General features: G+C 71.4%; 18 protein-coding genes. 5 read left to right on the top strand and 13 right to left on the bottom strand.

Annotated elements, in window-relative coordinates; all coding sequences use genetic code 11:
- Nucleotides 1–323: 323 nt before the first annotated feature.
- A complete protein-coding gene (locus ABZ717_RS14605; protein ID WP_358509711.1) occupies nucleotides 324–893 on the bottom strand; it encodes a TetR/AcrR family transcriptional regulator in 570 nt (189 codons plus the stop codon).
- Nucleotides 894–1,146: 253 nt separating this feature from the next.
- Here ABZ717_RS14605 and ABZ717_RS14600 point away from each other — a divergent pair, with 253 nt between their 5' ends.
- Both ABZ717_RS14600 and ABZ717_RS14595 read left to right on the top strand, forming a co-directional pair.
- Nucleotides 1,147–1,794: an NAD(P)H-binding protein gene (locus ABZ717_RS14600; protein WP_358509708.1), complete on the top strand. Its 648-nt coding sequence runs from the start codon at nucleotides 1,147–1,149 to the stop codon at nucleotides 1,792–1,794.
- Nucleotides 1,795–1,936: 142 nt separating this feature from the next.
- A complete protein-coding gene (locus ABZ717_RS14595) occupies nucleotides 1,937–4,366 on the top strand; it encodes a GH92 family glycosyl hydrolase (protein ID WP_358509706.1) in 2,430 nt (809 codons plus the stop codon).
- Nucleotides 4,367–4,425: 59 nt separating this feature from the next.
- Here the strand turns inward: ABZ717_RS14595 and ABZ717_RS14590 are convergent, their stop codons facing one another.
- The 5 genes from ABZ717_RS14590 to ABZ717_RS14570 form a co-directional block, all read right to left on the bottom strand.
- Nucleotides 4,426–5,910: an AbgT family transporter gene (locus tag ABZ717_RS14590; protein WP_358509720.1), complete on the bottom strand. Its 1,485-nt coding sequence runs from the start codon at nucleotides 5,908–5,910 to the stop codon at nucleotides 4,426–4,428.
- A 135-nt stretch (nucleotides 5,911–6,045) separates the two neighbouring features.
- Nucleotides 6,046–7,023 carry an alpha/beta hydrolase-fold protein gene (locus ABZ717_RS14585; protein WP_358509703.1) on the bottom strand — a complete coding sequence of 326 codons (978 nt, stop codon included), beginning with the start codon at nucleotides 7,021–7,023 and terminating at the stop codon, nucleotides 6,046–6,048.
- A gap of 196 nt (nucleotides 7,024–7,219) precedes the next feature.
- The gene (locus ABZ717_RS14580; protein WP_358509700.1) at nucleotides 7,220–8,008 is read right to left on the bottom strand and encodes a creatininase family protein; all 789 of its coding nucleotides are present in this window, start codon (nucleotides 8,006–8,008) and stop codon (nucleotides 7,220–7,222) included.
- Nucleotides 8,005–8,694, bottom strand: a complete 690-nt coding sequence (locus tag ABZ717_RS14575) for a GntR family transcriptional regulator (protein ID WP_358509696.1) — start codon at nucleotides 8,692–8,694, stop codon at nucleotides 8,005–8,007. The genes ABZ717_RS14580 and ABZ717_RS14575 overlap by 4 nt, the downstream gene beginning before the upstream one ends.
- A gap of 73 nt (nucleotides 8,695–8,767) precedes the next feature.
- A complete protein-coding gene (locus tag ABZ717_RS14570) occupies nucleotides 8,768–9,526 on the bottom strand; it encodes a TetR/AcrR family transcriptional regulator (protein WP_358509693.1) in 759 nt (252 codons plus the stop codon).
- A 77-nt stretch (nucleotides 9,527–9,603) separates the two neighbouring features.
- On the opposite strand from ABZ717_RS14570, the gene ABZ717_RS14565 reads away from it, so the two are divergent.
- The gene (locus tag ABZ717_RS14565) at nucleotides 9,604–11,463 is read left to right on the top strand and encodes a CPBP family glutamic-type intramembrane protease (RefSeq protein ID WP_358509690.1); all 1,860 of its coding nucleotides are present in this window, start codon (nucleotides 9,604–9,606) and stop codon (nucleotides 11,461–11,463) included.
- A gap of 5 nt (nucleotides 11,464–11,468) precedes the next feature.
- Here ABZ717_RS14565 and ABZ717_RS14560 read toward each other — a convergent pair whose 3' ends face one another.
- Nucleotides 11,469–12,989, bottom strand: coding sequence for a fatty acyl-CoA synthetase (locus ABZ717_RS14560; RefSeq protein WP_358509687.1), 1,521 nt, complete (start codon nucleotides 12,987–12,989; stop codon nucleotides 11,469–11,471).
- A gap of 238 nt (nucleotides 12,990–13,227) precedes the next feature.
- Between ABZ717_RS14560 and ABZ717_RS14555 the strand changes: the two genes are divergently transcribed.
- Both ABZ717_RS14555 and ABZ717_RS14550 read left to right on the top strand, forming a co-directional pair.
- Nucleotides 13,228–14,172: a ketopantoate reductase family protein gene (locus ABZ717_RS14555; RefSeq protein ID WP_358509684.1), complete on the top strand. Its 945-nt coding sequence runs from the start codon at nucleotides 13,228–13,230 to the stop codon at nucleotides 14,170–14,172.
- A gap of 72 nt (nucleotides 14,173–14,244) precedes the next feature.
- Complete coding sequence (locus ABZ717_RS14550) at nucleotides 14,245–14,691, top strand: carboxymuconolactone decarboxylase family protein (RefSeq protein ID WP_358509681.1); 447 nt, start codon at nucleotides 14,245–14,247, stop codon at nucleotides 14,689–14,691.
- Nucleotides 14,692–14,724: 33 nt separating this feature from the next.
- On the opposite strand, the gene ABZ717_RS14545 is transcribed toward ABZ717_RS14550, so the two are convergent.
- Genes ABZ717_RS14545 through ABZ717_RS14520 form a run of 6 tightly spaced genes read right to left on the bottom strand, consistent with a single transcriptional unit; the run spans nucleotide 14,725 to nucleotide 22,747 of the window.
- On the bottom strand, nucleotides 14,725–15,528 hold the full coding sequence (locus ABZ717_RS14545) for a methyltransferase domain-containing protein (RefSeq protein ID WP_358509679.1): 804 nt from the start codon (nucleotides 15,526–15,528) through the stop codon (nucleotides 14,725–14,727).
- Nucleotides 15,525–17,141: a class I adenylate-forming enzyme family protein gene (locus ABZ717_RS14540; RefSeq protein WP_358509676.1), complete on the bottom strand. Its 1,617-nt coding sequence runs from the start codon at nucleotides 17,139–17,141 to the stop codon at nucleotides 15,525–15,527. Before ABZ717_RS14540 ends, ABZ717_RS14545 begins: the two co-directional genes overlap by 4 nt.
- Nucleotides 17,138–18,799: a CoA transferase gene (locus tag ABZ717_RS14535; protein WP_358509673.1), complete on the bottom strand. Its 1,662-nt coding sequence runs from the start codon at nucleotides 18,797–18,799 to the stop codon at nucleotides 17,138–17,140. Before ABZ717_RS14535 ends, ABZ717_RS14540 begins: the two co-directional genes overlap by 4 nt.
- A complete protein-coding gene (locus ABZ717_RS14530) occupies nucleotides 18,796–20,406 on the bottom strand; it encodes a class I adenylate-forming enzyme family protein (RefSeq protein WP_358509670.1) in 1,611 nt (536 codons plus the stop codon). Before ABZ717_RS14530 ends, ABZ717_RS14535 begins: the two co-directional genes overlap by 4 nt.
- Nucleotides 20,403–21,752 carry an NAD(P)/FAD-dependent oxidoreductase gene (locus ABZ717_RS14525; RefSeq protein ID WP_358509667.1) on the bottom strand — a complete coding sequence of 450 codons (1,350 nt, stop codon included), beginning with the start codon at nucleotides 21,750–21,752 and terminating at the stop codon, nucleotides 20,403–20,405. Before ABZ717_RS14525 ends, ABZ717_RS14530 begins: the two co-directional genes overlap by 4 nt.
- Nucleotides 21,749–22,747, bottom strand: a complete 999-nt coding sequence (locus ABZ717_RS14520) for a UbiA family prenyltransferase (protein WP_358509664.1) — start codon at nucleotides 22,745–22,747, stop codon at nucleotides 21,749–21,751. Before ABZ717_RS14520 ends, ABZ717_RS14525 begins: the two co-directional genes overlap by 4 nt.
- Nucleotides 22,748–22,859: the final 112 nt, after the last annotated feature.

Genomic DNA, 22,859 nt, shown 5'->3' with positions numbered 1-22,859 from the left:
GACGATGCGTTGCAGTTTTTGGCCCTCAGGATCGGTGAGTCTGCGGGCTTTGAGGGGTGCGGACACCGCGGCTCCCAGGATCGGCTGCTGGTGTTGCGGTCAACCCTGACACCGATCACTCACCCAGGCGAACGTTCCCGGCCACGGCACTAGCTCCCGGAAGGCTCATTCCCGGAAGGCTCATTCCCGGAAGGCTCATTCCCAGAAGATCAGCCCCCGGAAGGGCCGTTCTCGGAAGACCCATTCCGGAAGGCCCATTCCGGAAGGCCCATTCCCTCACGAACCGACCACCGATCATGTGGGTGCGGCATTCCGCCCCGGGCTCAGTCGCGGGGGCGTAGACCGCACAGGGCCAGGTCGAGGAGGCGGTGGGCGCGTCGTTCCCAGTCCTCGGCGGAGGGGTCGAGCTGATAGAGGCCTGCCACGGCCAGCAGGACGTCGTCGGCGGTCAGGTCGGCGCGCAGGGTGCCGGCCTGTTGGTTGGCGACGAGCAGGTGTTCGACGGCGTCGGCCACGGGGCCCCGCCCGACCTGGGCGAATCGGCCGTGGGCGGTGGCGGTGCGCAGCACCTCCAGGAGCCCGGCCTTGGTCATGGCGTAGCGGGCGAAGCGTTCCAGCCACAACCGGAACGCCTCCTGCGGCGAGTGCTCGTCGAGGAGTTCACCGGAGGCCCGGGTGAGCCGTTGCACCTGGTCGCGGTAGAGCTCGAAGACCAGGTCCTCGCGGGTGGGGAAGTGCCGGTACAGGGTGCCGATGCCCACCCCGGCCCTCTTGGCGATGGAGTTCAGGGAGACGTCCCTGGACTCCTCGAAGGCCTCGCGCGCGACCTCCAGCAGGCTGGCACGCGTTCGAAGCCCCTGTGCGTGGAGTTGTTCGACACGCTTCGTCGACATGTAGGACCTTCCTACGGCCGGTGCCACGGAGACTTCTCCGCCTCAGCGTATCCGATGTGTCCCCTGTTCAGAGCGGGGTTTTCGGTGGGTGGGAATCCTCGTCACACCGAGGAGGTCTTGTTTGGCGGAGGGTTCTCCGGATAAGTTGTAATACGTGGCGGAGACATCTCCGCCACGAGGTCGGCCTCGACCCCCACCCGTACCGGCCCCGAATGACACGACTGGAGCGCACATCTATTCGCAGGGGGCTCCCATGCACGAAACTTCCGTGACCAGCACGATCGGCATCATCGGCGTCGCCGGTGGGCTCGCCGAACACATAGCGACCGAGGCCGCCGCGCGCGGCCACGAAGTGACCGCGTTCGTGGACGATCCCGAACGATGGTCCGCGCCCGTTACCGCCGTCCGACGCGACCCCCGGGACCTCACCCGCCCCGACCTCGCGGAGTTCGACGTCCTGATCAACGCCTACCAGGTGCCCGCCGGCCGCGAACGCGACCACCTCTCGGTCAACCGCCACCTGCTGCTGTTACTGGCCCGTTCCCCGATCCGCCTCATCACCGTCGGCGATCCCGGCCCCCTGTTCGCCGACGCCTCTCGCACCTCCATTCACTGGCAGCAGAGCGTTGCCCGCGGCCCCCGACGTAAGGCCGGCCGCACCATGGAGCGGGTCTTCTTCCTCTACAAGATCAACCGCGACGTGCTCTGGACCTACCTGGCGCCGCCGATCGAACTGGTCGGCGATGGTGAACGCACCGGCCACTACCGGGCCGGCGGCGACGTCCTTCTCACCGACGATCAGGGCCGCAGCCGGATCAGCAAGGCCGACTACGCGGTCGCGATGGTGGATGAGGTGGAGGCCGGCGCCCACCCGAGGCGGATGTTCACCGTCGCCGCCTGAGCGGTCCGGTGGCGAACTCCCACGGGAGGGTGACCGAGCGGGGAAGCCTCGGGGAAATCCCGTTCCGTCGCGTCCGGGGGTCTGGGCGCGGGCCACGGGATGGGGGACACTTCCCTGACCCGCCACCCCGCAGAGGATTCCGATGCCCCCTTCCTCCCGTACGCCCCGTGCCCTGCTCGCCGCGCTGTGCACGCCGCTCCTCGCCCTCAGCCTGATCGCGCCCTCCTCCCCCACCGCGAACTCCGAATCCGAGCCCGACCTGGTCACCGACCCGGTCGGGTACGTGGACCCGTTCATCGGCACCGCCGGGGGCGGCAACACCTACCCCGGAGCGGTACGCCCGTTCGGGATGGTCTCCTGGAGCCCCACGACGACCCCCGGCGACCAGACCGACACCGGCGCCGCCAACGGCTACCACTACGACACCACCCGGGTGCGCGGCTTCGCCCTCACACACGTCAACGGGGCCGGTTGCCACCCGGGCGCGGCCGGGGACCTGCCGATCATGCCGGTGACCGTTCCGGTGGACTCCTCCCCCAGCGCCGACACCACCGACGAGATCTACGCGAGCGACTTCGACCACGAGGACGAGTCCGCCGAGCCCGGCCACTACACGGTGACCTTGGCCAATGGGGTGCACACCGACCTGACCGTGACCGATCGGGCCGGGGTGGGCGAGTTCTCCTTCCCCGAGGGGGACCCGGCCACCCTGTTGCTGCGCGCCTCCAACTCGCTCAACGGCAGCGAGGAGGCCGAGGTCGGCATCGACGAGGAGACCAGGACGGTCTCCGGGTCGGTGCTCACCGGCTCCTTCTGTGGCCAACGCGCCAACGGCGGAGAGAACAACCGCCGTTCCTACTACCGGTTGCACTTCACCGCGAGCTTCGACACCGACTTCAGCGAGGTGGGCACCTGGGAGGACGACGAACTCATGCCCGGGGCCACCACCGCCTCCGGTGGCGAGGGGTACGACCGCGACGCCCGCCGGGGAACTGGTTCGGGCGGCTACGTGTCCTTCCCCGAGGGGTCGGACGTGCGGATGCGCGTGGGGGTCTCCTATGTGAGCGCCGAGGGCGCCCGGGCGAATCTGGAGGCGGAGGTCGAGGACGACGCCGCCGTCGACACCGTGGCCGAGCGGGCGAGCGAGGCCTGGAACGAACGGTTGGGCGCGGTCGCGGTCGGCGGCGGGAACGAGGACCTCCACACCGAGTTCTATACGTCCCTGTACCACTCGCTGCTCCAGCCCAACCTGGTCAGTGACGTGGACGGACGCTACCCCGGTATGGACGGCGAACCTCAGCGGATCGTCGACGGTCAGGGCGCCCAGTACTCCAATTTCTCCGGCTGGGATCAGTACCGCGCCCAGATCCAACTGTCGGCGCTGTTGGAGCCGGAGGTGACCGGGGACTTCGCGCAGTCGCTGCTGAACTTCTCCGAGCAGAACGGCCACGTGTGGGACCGGTGGGTGCACGTCAACGGCCCCACGCACGTGATGACCGGCGACCCGTCCGCGATCACCCTGGCCACGTTCGCCGCGATGGGGGTGGACGGCTTCGACGCCGAGGCCGCCTACGCGTCGTTGCGGGCCCAGGCCACCGAACCGCATCCGGACGGGTTGTCCGACGCGGGTTGCCCGGGTCAGTGCGAGGGGCAGCGCCCGAACCTGGAGCGCTACCTGGAGTTGGAGTACGCCCCGCACGACGACTGCCATTGTTGGGGCGGGGCGGCCGAGACCTTGGAGGGCGCCGTGGCCGATCATTCCCTGGGTCAGTGGGCGCGGCGTCTGGGCCTTGCGGAGGACGCCGAGATGTTCGCCGATCGGGGCGGGTACTGGCGCAACGTCTTCGACCCGCGGGCCACCGAGGACGCGGGGTACATGCGGGCTCGCAACGGCGATGGTTCCTGGGTGGGGCCCTTCGATCCGGCGTCGGGGACCGGGTTCGCGCAGGGCACGGCGGCGACGTACACGTGGATGGCACCGCACGACGTCGGTGGTCTGGCCGAGGCGATGGGCGGGCGCGAGGTGGCCGCCGAGCGATTGGACGGGTTCTTCCGCACCCCCGACGGCGAGTGGTCGGTGGGCGGCGGTGACCCGCTTCGTTACGATCCGACCAACCAGCCGGGGTTGCACGCGCCGTGGCTGTACAACGGGTTGGCGCAGCCGTGGAAGACCCAGGAGACGGTGCGGGAGATCATCGCGTCCCAGTACGGGACGGGGCCGGCGGGCCTGCCGGGCAACGACGACCTGGGGACCATGTCGGCCTGGTACGTGTTCGCGTCGTTGGGGTTGTTCCCGCAGGCGCCCGGGCGCGGTGAGATGCTGCTGTCGAGCCCGGTCTTCACCCACGTCCGCCTGACCCCGCCGGGGCGCGGCCCGATCACCATCAGCGCCCCCGGGGCCGGCCCGGACTCGGTGTACGTGCACGGGGTACGTCTGGACGGGGACGAGCACGGCGCCTCGTGGCTGCCGGAGTCGTTCTTGGAGGAGGGCGGACACCTGGAGTTCGACCTGGGCACCGAGGCCGACACCACGTGGGCGACGGCGCCCGGGGAACCGCCCGTGGACCATTGAACGCCAGGCTCCGGCCCCGATGGCCTCGTGCCACCGTCGGGGCCGGAGCGTGTCCTGGGTCAGCGCACCGGGGCGCCGGGGCCGAGCGGGATGCCCAGGGCCCACCAGGCCAGGAACAGCAGGGTCCAGACCGCCGTCATGCCGATCGCCAACGGCAACGTGTAGGAGGCCAGGGTGCCGATTCCGGCGCTCTTGCGGTACTGCTGCAGGAATCCGAGCGCCATCACGAAGTAGGGGCTCATCGGGGTGATGGCGGTCGAGCCGGAGTCGGCGATCCGGAACAGCGCCTGGGTGGTCTCGGCGGGCACGTCGATGAGCATGAGCATCGGTACCAGGACGGGTGCGCAGATCGCCCACATGGCCGAACCGCTGGTGATGATGATGTTGATCAGGCTCAGCAGCACCAGGATGAACAGGAACAGCACGACCACCGGGATGCCGCTGGTCTGCAGGGCCTCGGCCGCGCGGACCGCGATCACGTCACCGATGTGGGTCCAGTCGAAGTACGCCAGGAACTGGGCGATCGCGAAGAACAGGACCAGGACGGGCGCCATCTGCTTGATGCCCTGGACCATCAGCGCGGGCACGTCGCCGGGCTTCTCGATGGTGCCGACGCGGTGACCGTAGACGATGCCGACCAGACCGAACAGCAGCGCCACCAGCGCGCCGACCCCGGTGAGCAGCGGCGACTCGGCCAGGCCGCCGTCCTCGCCGCGCAGCGGGGAGCCTTGCGGGACGACGATGGCGATCAGGACGATCAGGGCGAGCATCAGCGCGACCAGGGCGCGGCGCAGCCCGGAGCGCTCGGCGTCGCTCAGGTGCAGCGAACCGATGTTCTCCAGGTCCGCGTCCGGGTCGGGGTCCAGGTCGGGCCGCTTGGCCAGGACGAACTTGGTGATCACGGTGATGACCGTGGCCAGCACCACCGAGGAGGCGATGTTGAAGTACCAGTTGCTCAGCGGCGAGACGAAGGCCCCCGGGTCCACGACCTGGGCTGCGGCCGTGGTGATGCCCGCGAAGATGGCGTCGTTGGGGGTGGGGATCGGGCTGGCGTCGTAGCCGGAGGCGATGGCGGTGTAGGCGACGACCACACCGAGGATCGGTGAACGTCCGACGGCGCGGAAGGCCAGCCCGCCGAGGGGGACGAGGATGATGTAGGCGGCGGCCGAGGCCACGTGCGACATCGTTCCGGCGAAGGCGACCGCGAACACCACCCAGCCGGTGGGGACACGGGAGACGCTGACCCGCATGAGCGAGGACAGGAACCCGCTGCGTTCGGCGACCGCCACGCCCATGATGACCGCGACGATGGTCGCCATGGGCGGGAACGCGGCGAAGTTGTCGATCATCGTCGACAGGGCCATCGCCATGCCCTCGCCGCTGAGCAGGTTGCGGACCACCACGGTCTCCCCGTCGCTCGGGGAGACCACGGAGACGTCGAGCCCCGCCATGATGGCGCTGGCCACTCCCAGGATCGCGGCGAGGATCCAGAACAGCCAGAACGGGTGCGGGAGCGCGTTGCCGACCCGCTCGATCACCGCCATGGCACGGATGATGCGCGGCAGTGGGACGTCGTTGTCCGTGGTCGGGTCGCCGGCGTGGTCGGAACCGGTGGCGTCAGGGCCACCGGAGGTGGATCGGGACATGGGGTACTCCTGAGCTGAGCTGTGCGGTGCGGGTCAGACGAGGGGCAGGCGGAAGCGGCTCATGAACCGCCACATCTCCTCATGGGCCTCGATGGTCCGGGTGGTGTGACCGCCGCCGCTGTAGGAGTCGGCGCCGGGCCAGGTGTGTCCGCCGCCCTCGATGGCGACGTGTCCTACCGCCGCTCCCGGCGCGCAGCCGGTCCAGCGGTACTCGATGACGTCGGGGTCGACCCTGCGCGTGCGCGGGTCGGGTCGGCAGTCGCCGGCCTCGGCCCGTTCGGCGTTCCAGGTCCAAAGGTCGGGCAGGCCGCGCTCGGGGTCTCCGGTGTAGGGGATCGTGGCGTCCTCGGTGCCGTGGAAGGACAGCGTGGGGACCGGACGCTCGGGCTCGCAGTCCAGGTCGTGGGGGTAGAGCGCCGGAGCGACCGGGGCGATCGCGGTGACGCGTTCGGCGGCGGCGCAGGCCAGGAGCGCGGTGAAGCCGCCGCCGTTGGACTTTCCGGTGGCGTAGACGCGTGCGCGGTCCACGCACAGATCGGACTCGACGGTGTCCAGGAGGTCGTGGGTGAAGGCGACGTCGTCCACACCGGGCGCGGAGTAGGGGGCGCCCTGCCAGGCCTGTCGGTCGCCGTCGCCCTGGCCGATCACCCCTTCGGGGTAGACGACGACGGCGGGCAGTTCGGAGAGTCCGGAGAACTCCTCGGTTCCGGCACCGGTGTTGCCCCGTCCGTGGAAGGCGAGGACGACGGGCCAGGCGCGGTGCTCGTCGTAGTCGTCGGGCAGGTGGAGCCAGTAGGAGCGTTCCATGTCCGCGCTGTTCAGGCGGTGTTGGACGCTCTGCCCGGGTTCTTGGGGCGGCGGGCTCGCGCAGCCTTGGGAGCGGTGCGGGGCGGTGGTGTCGTGGGCCGGGGCGACGGCGGTCGCGGCTGTGGACGTGCTCGACAGGATCAGGGCGGGTAGGGCGAGTGTGATCGTCAGGCGGGCGAGGGGTCGTCGGTGCGGGCGACTCATGGTGTCCTCTTCCGTCGGTGTGCGGACGCCTCGGGAGCGTTTTCGGGTACGGCTGGCGGACCCTCGGCCATCGCGAACGCGACCGGGGGCCTGTGGATTCGGTCGTTACCGGGCCCGCGGCGGTGGCGGGCCCGGTGGGCTTGGGCGAGGGGGTCGGTCCGCCTTGGTGCGGCGGATCGACCCGCTCAGGGCCGGGTCAGGCCTTGAGCCATTCCTCGACGAACTCGGTGATCTCGGCGACGACGCGGTCGACGATGGCCGCGCCGTCCTCGGCGGTGGCCCGGGCCGGGTCGCCCAGGACGCCGTTGGCGCTGAGTCGGTCGTAGCGCACCTGGAGGGTGGGGTGCCCGGGACGGCGGGCGAGTCGGGGCAGCGCGTCGAGTTCGGACAGGTTCCTGGTGCCGGGGGCGAAGCGGTCGGTGTGGACCAGGTCGGGTGCCAGGTGGAGCATCTGCGAGGTCTCGGCCTCACCGCAGTGGCCGTGGACCTCGCTCTTGGGCATGCGGGCCACGACGTCGGCGGCGATGGAGGTCAGGGGCGACCACGCGAATTCGAGGTCGGGCAGCTCCGCCAGCAGGTCCTGGGCCAGGGTGGTCAGGGCCGCGTTGTTGCCGCCGTGTCCGGTGACGACCAGGACCTTGCGCCATCCGTGCGCGTACAGCCCGTCCAGGTACTCGCGCAGCACGGTGCGGAAGGTGGCGACGGACAAGGTGAGGGTGCCGGCGAAGGCGATGTGGTGGGGGGAGACTCCCACCGGCAGGCTCGGGCCGATCACGGCCCGTCCGGAGAGGCGTGCGGCCACTCGATCGGTCACCGCCTCGGCCCTGACCAGGTCGGTGGCCAAGGGCATGGCGGGACCGTGCTGTTCGAAGGCCCCGGCGGGCAGGATGACGACCGGGCTCTCGGTGACGGCCTCGGCCGCCTGCTCGGTGGTCATGTCGGCGAGGTGATGGGGGCGCGGCGTGTGGGGTCTGGAAGTGCTCATCGGTTCGCCGCCTCACGCGAAGCGGCCGCCACGGCGTCCCTGATCGCGGTCAGGTGTTCTCGGGTGAGGCGTTCGGCGGCCTCGGCGTCCCGGTCCTTGACCGCGGTGTGGATCTCCAGGTGCTCGGCGTGGTCGCGTTCGCGGTCGTGGTATCGGTGCCTGATCTCTACCTGTTCGCGTGAACGCACGAAGAGCAGCGCCTCGACGGTCTCCCGCAGCAGGGTGTTGCCGGTGGCGGCGGCGAGCGCGACGTGGAAGTGCACGGGTGCCTCGGCGTCGAAGCGGGGCGGGTGCAGGGCGTTGACGGTGGAGCGTTCGATCTGGGCCAGTTGCTCGTCGTCGCGCACACGGGCGGCCGTGGCGGCGATCGGCGGTTCCAGGACCAGACGGGCCTCGGCCAGTTCCAGGACCGAGTCCCCGCTCTCCCTGGGCAGGTGCGGGTTGACCAGGAGGGTCCGACTGAATCCGGCGCCCACGTAGGTGCCCGACCCGTGCCTGAACTCCACGACGCCGGTGGCCTCCAGCCGGCGCAGCGCCTCGCGCACGGTCGGGGTGGTGACGTCGAATCGCTGGGCGAGTTCGCGGGAGGAGGCCATGAGGTCTCCGGGCGCCAGGCTCTCCTGGCGGATGATCTCCACGATGTCGTCCGCGAGCCGCTCGGACAGGGAGGGCGCGTTCTTGTTCATATAGTGACTAAATCACTTAGTCTGTTGGTGCGTCAAGTCACACCCGTGCCCCTTCCCCGGAACGATCCGCACGTCAGAGGGTGCCGTCCTCCGCTCGGCCCTGCGCGGCGCGTTCGGCGACGCGCCGTTCGACCCCGTCCAACAGCCATGCCAGGGCCCGTTCGAAGACCCGCACGGGCTCGTAGGGGTCCCGGAGACGTTCGATGGCCTCGAAACGGCCGGCCTCGATCCGATGCGTGGTCAGGTAGCCCTCCTGGATCGTGGCGAAGGAGCGCCCTTCGGGATCGACCCAGCCTCGGGCGCGGTCGGCCTCGATCACCTTGGCGACGTGCCCCTGGACGAGACCGTCGACGGCCTCCACCACGGCGAGGGCCTCCTCGGCGTCGAGCCCGGTGCCGTCGAAGACGCGGATGGCCGAGTCGGTCCACGCGAAGGCGTGGGGGCCGATGAACGGGCCGGAGGTGATCTCGACCAGCCAAGGGTGCGCGCGGAAGGAGGCCAGGTCCTCACGGGCCCAGGCCTGGACCTTCTCCCGCCAGGTGCCCGGGCGGGTGTGCGGGAGCGGCGCCTGACCGGTCATCTCGTCGACCATCAGGGCCAACAGGGCGGCCTTGTCGGGCACGTAGGTGTACAGGGTGGCGGCGCCGACGTCCAAGTGGGCGGCGACCTTGCGCATCGACAGCGCCTCGACGCCCTCGGACTCGGCGACGACCATGGCCGCCTCCACCACGCGCTGGACGGTGAGCCGGTGGCGGGGCCCGCGTTTGGGCCGACCGAGACCGGTCCACAACAGGTCCAGCGTGGCCTCGACGCTCTTTCGTGCGGTACTCACCCGACATCCCCCTTTGCCAAAACTCCGTACACTGTTCTACATTAATCGAACAGTGTACGGAGTTCATTGGAGCACTCATGTCCCCACCGGGAACCCCCCGTCTACGCGAGGACCTGATCCGGATCGGGTCACTGGTCGTGGTGTTCGCCCTGACCGGCGTGGCCGCGTACGCGCTCATCGACCTGTTCTCCACCACGCCCGACGCACCCCTGGGGACGGCGGTCCGCTCGACCGCGTTCGTCCTGGTGATCCTGCCGATGGTGTGGGCGCTGTGCCGCACCGCCGGGCGCACCCTGTCCTCGATCGGCCTGAGCACCCCGGGACGGGCCTGGCCGCCACTGGTGACCGCCGCCCTGAGCGCCTGGTCCGTGTCCGCCCTCGTCGTGGGCGCCGCGCTGATCACCGGCAACGCCACCCTCGACACCGCGGCCCTGCTCCCGGCCCTCCTCTGGGCCCTGCTGCTCGCCCCGCTGATGACGCTCGCGCAGATCCTGCCCGAGGAACTGGTCTTTCGCGGCTACGTCCAGCACATGCTCGGGTTCCACCTCTCACAGGTAGCCGTGATCCTCGTCCAGACCGTCCTGTTCGCGGGCGCGGTGTCCATGTCCATGGGGTCCGCCGACGCACTCCTCGACCTCGTCCTCCTCGGTGTCCTCACCGGCCTGTTGCGCATGACCACCGGCGGGGTCTGGGCCGGGGTGGGCGTGCGTCTGGCCCTGACCGCCACCGCCATCGTGCTGCACGGCGTCGACCTCTCCTTCGGTGCCGGCTCCGGGGCCTGGAACCTGGGGGTGAACATGGGCGGTGCCTTCGCCGCCTACCTGGCGATCCGGTTCCTGTTCGCGGCCCGCCCCGAACTCACTCGGGTACCGGTGGAGCAGGACGCCCTGCCACGTCGACGGATCCCCGTGCGCGGCGTCATGTACGACGTCGGTTCCGGCTACGTGCCCGGACAGAACTCACGCGAGCGCTGGAACCCCGAGGTGGTCCGCGAGGAGATGCGCGTCATCCACGAGGACCTGCACTGCACCACCGTGTCCCTGTTCGGTCAGGACCTGGACCGCCTGGAGCAGGCCGCCCGCTTCGCCCTGGCCCAGGGGCTGGACGTGTGGCTGCAACCCCGTTCCCTGGACGCCCGCCACGACGAACTCGTCGAACACGTGGGCCGGGCCGCCGAACTCGCCGGGCGGCTCATCGAGGAGTACCCCGACCGGGTGGTGCTCAACGTGGGCTGCGAACTCACCATCCTCAACCGTGACATCATCCCCGGCCGCGACATGAGACGCCGGACGATGGCCCTGTACGTGTTCGGGATGCTGCCCTCCTACTACAACCACCGGCTGAACAGGGTCTTGCGCCGGTTGGTCGCCGCCGCCCGCGAGGAGTTCCCGGGCCCGCTCACCTACGGTTCGGGCACCTGGGAGACCGTGGACTGGACGCCCTTCGACATCATCGGAGTGGACTACTACCTCGACGAGCTCACCCGCGGCTCCTACCGGCAGGGGCTGCGCGCCCTGAACCGGCTGGGCAAACCGGTGGTGGTCACCGAGTTCGGCTGCTGCTCCTACCGGGGCGCCGAGACCCTGGGCGGCTCGGGCGCCGACATCCTGGACTGGCGCGACCTGGACGATCGGAGGGTACGGGGGAACCCGGTCCGTGACGAAGGCGTCCAGGCCGACATGATCGAGCGGCTCATCGACGTGTACGAAACCGAGGACGTGCACGGCGCGTTCCTGTGCATGTTCGTCGAGGGCGACTGCCGCTACTCCCCCGACCCCACCCGCGACTGCGACATGGCGAGCTTCGGGATCGTGCGCCCGCCAGCCCTGGAGTCGGGTCTGTCCCCCGACGACGGACACTGGGAACCCAAGGAGGGCTTCCACGCCCTGGCCCGCCGTTACGGAGCCGACGTCCCTTCCACGGCGGACCGGGGCTGAGGCCTTCAGTCGCGCAGTTCGCGCTTGAGGATCTTGCCCGAGGCGTTGCGGGGCAGTTCCGTCACCACCCGCACCGCCTTGGGCACCTTGAACGGGGCCAGCCGCTCCCGAACGTGTTCGACGAGAGCGTCCGGAAGCCTGTCGGTGTCGGCTCCGGGCGCGGGCACCACGAAGGCGGTCACCGCCTCGATCCACTTCTCGTCGGGCACGCCCACCACCGCGGCCTCGGCCACCTGCTCGTGGGCGAAGAGCACGTCCTCGATCTCCCTGGAGGCCACCATCACGCCGCCGGTGTTGATGACGTCCTTGATCCGGTCCACGATCTCGATGTAGCCCTCGGTGTCGGCGCGCACCAGGTCACCGGAGTGGAACCAGCCGCCTCGGAACGCCTCGGCGGTCTCCTCCGGCTTGTCCCAGTACCCCTGGCACAGCTGTGGGGATCGGAAGACCAACTCGCCCAACTCTCCCGGGGCGACGTCGCGGTCCTGCTCGTCGACCACCCGAAGTTCCACGAACAGGACGGATCGTCCGGCGGAGGCGGGGCGGTCGACGTGCTCCTCGGGGCGCAGCACGGTGGCCAGCGGTCCGATCTCGCTCTGCCCGAAACAGTTGTAGAACCCCAGTTCGGGAAGGGTCGTCCGGAGTTTCTCCAGGACCGGTCCGGGCATGATCGAGGCCCCGTAGTAGGCCTTGCGCAGGCTGGACAGGTCGCGGTCGGTGAACTCGGGATGGCCGGCCAGGGCGACCCACAGGGTGGGCGCGGCGAAGAACGCGCCGTGGCGGTCGGTCTCGATCCGACGCAGCAGGTCGGTGGGGTCGGGCGCCTCCACCAGGGTGTTGGTGGCGCCCACCGCCAGCCAGGGCATGAGGAAGACGTGCATCTGGGCGCTGTGGTAGAGCGGCATCGCGTGCAGCGGGTCGTCGTCGGCGTCCAGGTCCAGGGCGACCAGGCACGACAGATACTCGTGGACCAGGGCGCGGTGCGTCATCATGGCGCCCTTGGGCCGTGAGGTGGTCCCGGAGGTGTAGAGCAACTGCACCAGGTCGGTGTCGACGACCTCCACGTCCAACACCGGGACCGGACCCTCCGTGGCGTCGGCCAGCAGTGATCCGGCACCGCCGCGCAGCTCCAGCACCTGTTCGATCCCGGTGCGCGCACGCAGCCCGTCCACCGCGGAGCGCAGCGCCGGGTCGGCCAGCACCATGCCGCTGCCGGACTGTTCGAGCAGGTAGGCCAGTTCCTCGCCTTGGAGGGCGAAGTTGATGGGCACGTGCACCAAGCCGGCACGGGCGCAGGCCAGGTAGCCGATGAGGTAGGCGTCGGAGTTGCGCCCGTAGGCGGCGATCCGGTCGCCCTTGGTCGCGCCCAGGCCCAGGAGGCGGGCGGCGGCGCGGGTGACCGCGTCGTCGAGTTCGGTGTAGGTCCAGGTACGGTCCTCGAAGACCAGGGCGGTGCGGTCGGGGGTTCTCGCGGCACTGCGGTGGAGGATGTCGTCCACGCGGCTGGAGGTGGTCGAAGTGGTCATGGCACCTGCTCTTCCCAAGGTCGCGGCCCGAGGGTCGGGGCCGTCGGCACGGACCCCATCCTGTTGTCCCCCCGACCCCGTTCGCAAGGGTCGAGGTGTCAGGACGCTCCGACCTCGGAACGGGCCCGGCTCGCCTGATACGGGGTCGTCCACAGGCGGGACATTCGCTCTTGCGGTGGGGTGTCCCATCGTCATACCTTTTTGCCTGGTTCAGCGGGTTCGACGGAGTGGGAGCGGCATGAGGATCCTTGTGGTGGGCGCCGGGGCGGTCGGCGGGTACTTCGGTGCTCGGCTGGTCAAGGCCGGGCGGGACGTCGACTTCCTGGTGCGACCGGCCCGAGCCGAGGTGCTCCGCGAGCGGGGTCTGGTGCTGCGCACGGTGGAGGGCGAGACCGAGAGCGTGCCCGTGCGCGCCGTCACCGCGGCCGAGCTCACCCCCGAGTACGACGTGGTCCTGTTGGCGGTGAAGTCCTACGGGCTGGAGGGGGCCGTGGCCGACCTGGCCGGGGCGGTGGGGCCGCGGACCGTCGTGGTGCCCTTCCTCAACGGCATGCGGCACCTGGACGTGCTCACCGAACGCTTCGGCGAGGACCGTGTCTACGGCGGAGTGAGCATGGTGATGACCCGGCTGGGTGAGGCCGGGGAGATCGTCGAGGTCGGCAAGATGGGCGAGCTGATCTACGGTCCGCTGGGGTCGAGCCCCGTGGTGGGACTCGACCAGGTGCACAAGGCCCTGGACGGGGTCGGTTTCACCGCTCGGGCGGCCGAGGACATCCGTCAACGGATGTGGGACAAGTGGGTGTTCCTGGCAAGTCTGGGCGCCGCGACCTGCCTGATGCGCGCCCCCATCGGCCGGGTCAACCGGGCCCCGGGCGGCGCGGAGTTCAGCGCCGCGGTGTTCGCCGAGGCGATGGCTGTGGCCACCGCCGCCGGGTTCCCACCGAGTGAACACATCCGGGCCTTCGCCGAGAAGACCATCGGTGACACCGAACGCGAGACGTCCACGTCCATGTACTGGGACCTGACCCATGACAACCCGGTGGAGGGCGACCACATCGTCGGTGACCTGGTGGGGCGGGGCCGGGAACTGGGTGTGCCCACTCCACTGTTCTCGCTGGCCCACACGCACCTGAGCGTGTACTCGGCCGGCCGTGGCGACCTTTTCGCGAACCCACAGCACTGACGACGTCACCCTTGGTAGTTTTCCTCTGTTCGGCGCACCCCGCCCGGACGCTCCGAGGAGAGGATGACCCCATTGGGTACGCCCCGTGCACAGTCGGCACAGCACCTGCCCGAGATCCACGCCGACCTGGGCCGGCTTCGCGCGACCGTCGCCGCCGCCCTCGACGAGGAACTGCACGCCCTGGTCGACCTCCGCGCCTCCCTGCTCAACGGCTGCACGTTCTGCGTCGACATGCACACCGACACGGCGCTGAAGGCCGGCGTGTCCGCGCAACGCGTGACCCTGGTCGCCGCCTGGCGCGAGGCGGGCGACCACTTCAGCGAGGCCGAACGCGCCGTCCTGGAGGTCGTGGACGCCCTCACCCGGCTCGGCGAGAACGGTCTGGCGGACGATGTCTACGCGCGGGCCGCCGAGCATCTCTCGGAGCGGGAGATGGTCGCCCTCATCACCGCCGTCGGTCTGATCAACCTCTACAACCGTTTGGGGGTGGGCACCGCGCTGACCCCGCCCGTTCGCTGACACCGGGGCGTCCGGCGGGGCCGGCGGCCCCGCTCACGCGGGCCTGCGCCCCCACACGGAGTAGGTCAGGCAGGAGCAGGCCCGGAACGTGGGATCGGCCAACAGCGCGCGCACCCGGGCGAGGTCCTCGTCCGTCATGCCCTCGCGCACGAAGGCGTCGCGCAGGTGCCGGGTGTGGTGGGAGATGAGGTGCACGCCCGGGGAACCGGCGTCCCACAGTTCCACGTGCGGGCGCGGATCGACGTCGACCAGGCCGGCCCGGCGCATCGCCTCACCGGCGTGGCGCCCCCAGGCCGGGTCGGCGCCGGCCCGGCGCATCAGCGCGACCTTCGCCGCCAGGAACCTCTCGTACAGCGCCCCGGCCTCGGAGTCCGGCATGAGCAGGGACGGCCCGTAGTCGATGTCGAATTCGTCCAGTTGCAGTACCCCGCCCGGTTTGAGGGCGCGCACCAACCGGTCCAACACCTCCAGGCGTTCGGGCAGGTGCAACAGCACCAGACGCGAGTGGATCAGGTCGAAGGCGGCCTCCGGCAGCGGGTCGCGGGTGACGTCGTGCCGCAGGACCCGCAGTCCTTCGGCGGGGGCGATGTGGTCGGGCTTGATGTCGGTGGCCACAACCTCACCGCCCGGGGCGACCCGCCGAGCCAACCAGTGGGCGACACCGCCTCCCCCGGCGCCCACCTCCAGGCAGCGCCATCCGGGTCCGACCCCGGTCTCGGCGAGCCTGCGGGTGGTCAGGGGGTCGTAGGCGGCGGCCAGGAACCGGTGCTGGTCGCCGGCGTTCTCGTTGTGGTTGTCGAAGACGTAACCGGCTTCGGCGGGAACGGTCTGTGTCACTTGGGGTCTCCTGAGAGTACGGTCGGTCGGTCTCGCACCGCGTCGGCCGCCATCCGGGTCAGGGTGGAGGTGCACGTCTTCCCGGTCGGGCCGAGCGGTAGCGCGGGCAGGAACAGCACGTGTTCGGGCAGAGCCCGAACGTCCATCCCGTGCCGGTCGCGCAGGTGGAGGATCAGTTCGCGGGGCGTGGGCGGATCCACGCCGGGTAGCGAGCAGACGCAGGCGCACATGCGTTCGCCCAGGTCGGGGTCGGGTACGGGCACGCACTGCGCCTCGGCCAGCGCGGGGTGGGCGACCAGGGCACGCTCCACCTGTGCGGGGAAGAGGGTGACACCCCCCCGGATCACCGTGCGGCGCAGCCGGTCCACGACCCACAAGGTGCCGTCCTCGTCCAGACGCCCGACGTCGCCGGTGCGGACCCAACCGTGGGCTGTGCGCCCGCGCGCGTGGAGTTCGGGTGCGCCGACCTGGCAGAGGGGCGTCATCGGCCCCCGGGCCAGGATCTCGCCGTCCCGCCCCGCCGGCAGGGGACGCCCTCGCGGATCGCACACCCGGATCTCGGTGACCTCGGGGTCGGGTCGACCGGCCATGCCCGGTTCCCATCGGTCGGGGTCGTGCGCGGTGTGGCAGTTCACCCCGTCCGTGGAGCCGTAGACGTTGATCACGGGCCGGCCGAAGCGCTCCCGGCACAGGTCCAGAACGTCCCGGTGCAGAGGCGCCCCGCTGGCCACCAGGGCCCGCAGCGACGAGGTATCGACGCCCTCTTCCACCAGGGCGATGCGGCGCAGCATCGTGGGCACGCCGATCACGTGGGTGGGCCGGTGGCGTTCGATGGAGCGCAGCGCGGCCACGGGATCGAAGCGTCCCGGAACGATCAGGGTCGCCCCGAGCCGGATCAGGGACACGATGCCCAACGAACCGAAGGACGAGGCCAGGGGGACCGGGATCAGCGCTCGGACGGGGCCGGCGCCGCCCAGTAGCGCCCGCGCGTAGTTGCCCCGTCCCCCGGCCATGGCGTCGTGGGAGTAGGCGACCATGCCCGGTGCGCCCTCCGATCCCGAGGAGACGAGGATGCGGGCGGGCGAGTCGGAGTCGGGCCGCGCCGGTTCGGGAACCGGCGTGTGCGCGAACGGGCCGTTCGTGTCCAGTCCCCCGGTGTCGACGCACCAGTGGGAGGTCCGTCCCAGGTCGTCGACCCGACCGGTGTCGGTGACCACCAGCCTTGCGCGGGACCGCTCCACCAGGGAGAGCACGTCGGCCCGGGAGCGCCCGTAGGGGATCGGGAGGGCGACCGCGCCCAGGGCGGCGATGCCGAGTTCGACGGCGATCGCGTCCCGGCCGTCGGGCAGCAGCACCGCGACGACGTCGCGTTCACCGCACCCGTGAACGGTCAGGGCCGCGGCGGCCCGGCCGGCCCGCGCGGCCAGCCCCGCGCGGTCCAGGGCGCCGTGGGCGTCCACGATCGCCTCGCGCCCGGGGTCCGCACGCACGGTGTCCAGGAACAGGGAGTACAGGTCCCGTCCCGGGCATGTCCCCTCTTGGACCCATCGTTCACGGAGGCCGGCGGGTACGAGGTCGGGCAGGGTCATGCCCGCCGAGGAGGTCCAGGTCATCGCGGCGCCTCCCCGTCCAGGGGCGCGAACGTCCAGGGCGCGCGGGGCAGGGCGACCCCGTGCTCCCGGGTGAACGCCTCGGGGAAGTTCCGGGCGACGGTTTCCGGGTCCGCGACCGGCGGCGTGCCGTGCCCGGTCGAACCGGCACGGCCGCGACCGGCCCACCGGAGCAGGCGGGCGGCGTCGACCAGCGCCGTGCGGCCGGCGACACCGGCACCCGTGCGGGCACGTAGCAACAGTCCGGCCAGGGCGGCCTCGGCCGCCAGCAGGGCGCCGAGCACGTCGGTGAGGGTGACCAGGGAGGGAGCAGGGCCGGTGTCGTCGTCGGCCAGCAGGTGGGCGATCCCGCCGTGGGCCTGGATCGAGAAGTCGGTGGCCGGAGCCCCCGGGTCGGGTTCCTCACCGGCCCAACCCTCGGCGTGGATGTGCACCAGACCCGGGGCACGAGCCGTGAGGTCGTCGACGCCCAGCCCGAACCGTTCGGCCCGGCCGGGTGGCCAGTTGTAGAGCAGAACGTGCCCCCGCGCCGCCCACTCGCCCGCCGCGCGACGGCCCTCGGTGCTCCTCAGGTCGCACTCGACCGCGTCCTTGCCCCGATTGAACGCGGCGAAGCGGGCCGAGACCCCTCCCGCCAGGGGTGGCACCCCGCGCATGGGATCACCGCCCGGCGGTTCGACGCGCACCGTCTCGGCGCCCAATAGGGTCAGCGCCAGCCCCGCCAAGGGGCCCTGGACCCGGTTGGTGGCCTCCACCAGGCGCAGCCCGGACAGGGGCGCGGTCCCGTTGCCCGGCCACGAGGGCAGGGGCGTGCCGGGCATCGCGTCCAGGTCGCGTAGTCGGCCGGGTGAGGAAGGTCCCTCCTCGGTGTTCTCCCCCGGTGAGCGCAAGGGGACGGCCCCCACCGCGCACTCTCGGGCGATGTCGCGCACGACCGCGAACGACCGTGCGGCGAGGGTGTCGAACAGCGCCTCGGGCAGCGGACACACCGCGGTGGCGAAGCGTCGTTGGAATGGTGCCCACCCTGCGGCGATCGCCTCCATGGGTGCGCCCGACGTCCGCCAGAACAGGAGCCACGCCTCGGGATCGAGGGTCTCGACCTCGAAGCGGACCCCGTCCGAGGAACGGAACGGCGGTGCCTGCCCCGGGTGCTCTTGCGGCGGTGTCCCCCGTGTCGCGGTGGCCTCGGCGACGTAGGGGGCGACTGCCATCAACGCCGCCCCGGCCACCGACACCGACCCCCGCAGCGCCGGTCCACCGCGCTCCAGGGTCAGTTTCGTCGCCAGCACCGCCTGCACCGCGAGCACGCCCGCGCACACCGACGCGTAGTCGATCGGCAGGAACCGGTCGCGGCCCCGCGCACGGCCGTGCAGGTGGGCCAGACCGCACGCGGCCTGGACGTCGCGTTCGCCGTACAGGGGCACCGAGGAGGTCGACCACGTGATGTCGCAGCCCGCGGGCGGTCCCGCGGGGCCTGCGGGGCCGGGGAGCAGGTCGATCCGTCCGGCGGACCCGGGGTCGGGCGGGGCCTCGCCCACCCGTTCGACCGCACAGCCCAGTTCCCGCAACCGGGAGATCGCCACGCGTACCGGCACCGTGTCGCCCACGGCCCGCACCATGGTCCCCGTCAACGGTGCCGCGACGGCCGCCGTCGCGGTCACGTCCACCGCCCCGTCCCACGGCCTCCGAAGGACAGGCCCAGTTTCTCCCGCAACGCGCCCCGCCGTACCTTGCCGGTCCCGGTACACGGCAGTTCGTCCCAGGTGAGGACCATCGGGTCGGCCATCGTCGGCAGGTCCTCGACGGCCTTCTTCCACTCCCCCGGGTCCAGGGTCCCGTCCTCGGTGGCCAACACCGGGACGGGCGGCCCCTCGGCGACGCCGAGCACGACGCATTCCAGTACCCGGGGGAGTCGCTCGTCGACGACGTCCTCGATCTCCAGGCAACCTCCCTCGGTCAGGCCGTCCACCTCACGGTCCACCAAGCGGACCGCGCCGGTGCGGTCGATGGAGCCGATGTCGCCGGTGTTCCACCAAGAGCCCACGAGCTTGTCCCGCCAGCGCCCCTCCTCCCCGACGTAGCCCAGGCACAGGGCTTCGGTACGACAGAACAGCAGGCCCTCCTCCCCGGCCGGGAGGGGGCGCAGGGTGCGGGGGTCCACGGCGCGCAACCGGGTCCGGCCCGGGATCGGTCGCCCCAGGTCGCGGGTGGTGGCGCCGACACCCTGACGTCGGGACAGCGACCGGCGGGTGAAGAAGCGGAAGGTCAGCGGTCCCGTCTCGCTCTGGCCCCATCCCTGCATCCACACCGGGAACCGGCGTTCGCTGGCGTCGAGGAACGTGCGGACGGTGGAGGGGTGCACGGCGTCGAAGGTGCTGACGAACAGCCGCACCCGTCGTAGCCCCTCCCGTGGTCCCTCCTGGCCGAGGTGGCGCTGCCAGCGCGCCAGGGTCGCGGGTTGGGCCTCCAGGACGGTGGGTCGGTGCAGGCGCAGCGCGGGCCCGGCTTCCTCCAGGTCCGGCGAGGTGATCGCCGAGAGCGCGTCGGGGAACAGCCACAGCACCCCGGCGGTCCAGGCCAGGGCGCGGCCGTGGGCGAAGGAGATCGAGGAGGTGACGGTGTCGTCGCGGCGGCTGCCCAGGATCGGCCACCGGTGGGATTCGAACCCGGCCAACCTGCGCATGAGGGTTCGGGTGGAGTGCACGGCCAGTTTCGGCACACCGGTGGTGCCGGAGGTGTGCATGATCGTCAGTGGGGCGTCCAGGTGCGGGCGGCGCGGTGGGGGCGCGGTGCCCCCGCGCACGTCGTCGAGGGTGAGCGCGCCCTCGACGTCCCCGTCCACCACCAGGGTCCGGGCGGCGTGGAGCGAGGGGTCGTGTCCGGCGTCCCTCGCGCCGAGCAGCAGGGCGGTGTCGGTGACCAGCAGCGCCGGTTCCGACCTCCGGAGCAGGGTCGCCAGGGCCGACGGCGCCAGGTGGGCCGACAGCGACACGGGAACCGCTCCCATGCGCGCGGCGGCGCAGGCGAGCAGGACGTAGTCCCAGTGGTTGCGTTTGGCGATGGCGACGCGGTCGCCCGATCGGACCCCGGCCTGGGCGAACCATCCACAGATCCGATGGACCAGGGTGCGGGCACCCGGCACGTCGAGTTCGACGCCCGCTTCCGGGGCGATGTCCAGGGGCCGGCTCAGGCGCACGGCGGTGGTGGACCCGCGCATGGTCAGGTCGTCGAAGAGGGTGCCCAGGTGGATGGGTTTGCTCGGTATCACGTTGCCTCGATCGGAGTGGGTTCGCGGGTCGCGGTGAGGAAGGCGAAGACGCGTTCGGCCGCCGTGTAAGCCGACGCCACCGCCCCCTCACTGCAGGGTCGAGAGGAGATCCAGTCCCCCGCGTAGTCGACGGCCGCCAGGGGACGGTCGACGAAGGCGGGGCGCGCGGACATCGTTCGTGGTTCGGGCAGGGGCAGACCGTGCCGGAAACGGTGCGTGACCGCCCCGCGCACGCGCGCCCCCGCACCGGGCAGGTAGCGTTCGACCCTTGCCAGGAATCGCCGGGTCACCTCCTCGTCGGGGGCGTCGAGCAGGTCCCGCGCCGCCGTGGGGGTGGCGATCAGCGAGATCAGGCCTCGCCCCCGCGGCGCCCGTCCGGGATGTTTGGCGTGGTCGATGGTGACCACCCCGATCAGGGGGTCGTCGGGCACCAGGTGGGCGAAGCCTCGGCGGGCACCGCGCGGGGACAGTGGGGCGTCCAACATCAGGGACAGTCGGAGCATCGGCGCGTACCCACAGGCCGCCAGGTACTCGTGTTCGACCGTGGGCGCGTCCGGGTACAGGCGCGCGGCGACGGGGGCGGGCACGGCCAGGACGACCGCCCGTGCGGTGAGCGCGCCTCGCGGTGAGTCCAGGCGTACCCCGTCCGGGCCGGGGGCCACCGCGGTGACCGGGTGGTCGGTGCGCACGTCGAGCCGGGCGGCCAGGGCCCGGGGAAGGGTGTCCATCCCGTCCCGGTAGGTGCGCCAGGTCGCGGTGCTTCCGGAGGCCACCAGGTGTGCGGCGAAGGGCGCGGCCACCGCCCGGTCCGCGGGCCAGCCGAAGAACCCCGCCGCCAGGGGACCCAACAGCCGTTCGCGCAACTGCGGGTGATGAGGGCGGAGCAGGTCGGCGATGGTCGTCTCCCCCGGCCCGGCCCTCTCGGGGTGCTCGGGGTCCAGGCCCGCCCGGCCCAGGCTCAGTTGCAGACGCGCCAGGTCCCAGCGGGCGCGCGGGGACAGGCCCATCCCGGTGAGCAATCCCAGGGGGCGCCCCGCGTGCCGATGGGATCGCCCCCTCCACCTCACCGACAGGGCGTCGCGTACCAGGGGGATCGCCTCGGGGTCGCCGTCGAGCCCCATCGCCCGGATGAGCCGCCAGGTCGCCGGGTAGGCGTCGGCCGACGGAATCATCTCGGCGCCGGTGTCGATGAGGTGGCCCTCGGTGCGCAGGGTGCGTGTCCGTCCGCCCACGGCGTCGGCGGACTCCAGGACCCGGACGCCGCGCCCCGCCCCGGCCAACAGGTGCGCCGTCGCCAACCCGGCGGGACCGGCGCCGACCACCGCCACGTCGATCGGTGTGTTCACGACGCCCCCATGAGGAAGGCGGCGATCAGGTTGGCGCCGATGAGCAGGACGACCGTGACGCGGTGGGTGTGGATGGCCATGCGTCGCGCCCGCAGGATGTCGCCGAGGACGAACCCGATGAAGAGCTGGGTCACGCGCAGCGCGATGACGGGCAGCAGGGCGAGGGGGAACCACCAGGGCGCGATGCCGACCAGATGCGATGCGGTGACCAGCAGGGTCTCCACCGCGGTGAGCGCGATGATGAAGATCGAGTTGACGCGCGGCGAGACCATCGTGGCGACGGTGATCCGTCCGGCGGCCCGGTCCCCGTCGGCGTCGTTGGTGTTGGAGTACAGGCCGAAGATCATCGGGCCGCCACCGAAGATCAACGCCTGGACGACGACGAACCCGTCGACGTGCCCGATGAGCAGCCCGTAGGGCACCAGGATCCACCCCACGCCCAGGCCGACGAGGAAGATCTCCTGGAAACCCCGGTAGCTGATCTTCAGTCCCCAGGAGTACTGGACCGACGCGACCAGGCACAGGGCGGCGCCGATGACGGCCCACAGCGGCCGGTGCGGGGCCAGCGCCACCACCAGGGTCCACAGGGCGACGCTCGCGACGGTCGCCACCCGCCCGAAGCGCAGTGCCTGGGGCTCGGTGAGCGTCCCGGCGACCAGGGGTTTGCGGGCCAGTCGGCGGCGGGCCGCGTCGGAACCGTAGTTGGCGGCGTCGGAACCGTCCCGGTGGCCGGTGACGTCGTCGAAGGCGACCATGGCGGCCACCACCGCGATCTCGGCGACCAGGATCAGCAGGAGGAACCCGATCGTGTCGACGCGCATGCCCAACAGGGGCAGCGTCAGGGCGAACACCAACGGCAGACCGATGTAGTAGTCGACGATGTCGAGCTTGGCCAGCCGGGCGTAGGTCCCCAGGGTGGGCCTTGGCGGGGCCGCCGAACCGGTGAGGGTTTCGGGGGTGGGCGACTCGGAGGGCGCGCTCACTTGGTCGGTCATCGTGTTCTCGGGGCGACCACTCCGGCGTGGGCCGGGGAGGGCGCCCCTGCCTCCTTCTTGCTGGTGTGGGCTCCGGAGCATGTCCGCGGAGAGGCCCCTCCGATCGGAGGGG

It is taken from the genome of Nocardiopsis sp. NPDC006832 (genome assembly GCF_040635885.1).
GTDB lineage: Bacteria > Actinomycetota > Actinomycetes > Streptosporangiales > Streptosporangiaceae > Nocardiopsis.
Note: the sequence above shows the minus strand (reverse complement) of the source record. Positions and strands in the feature narration are given on the sequence as shown.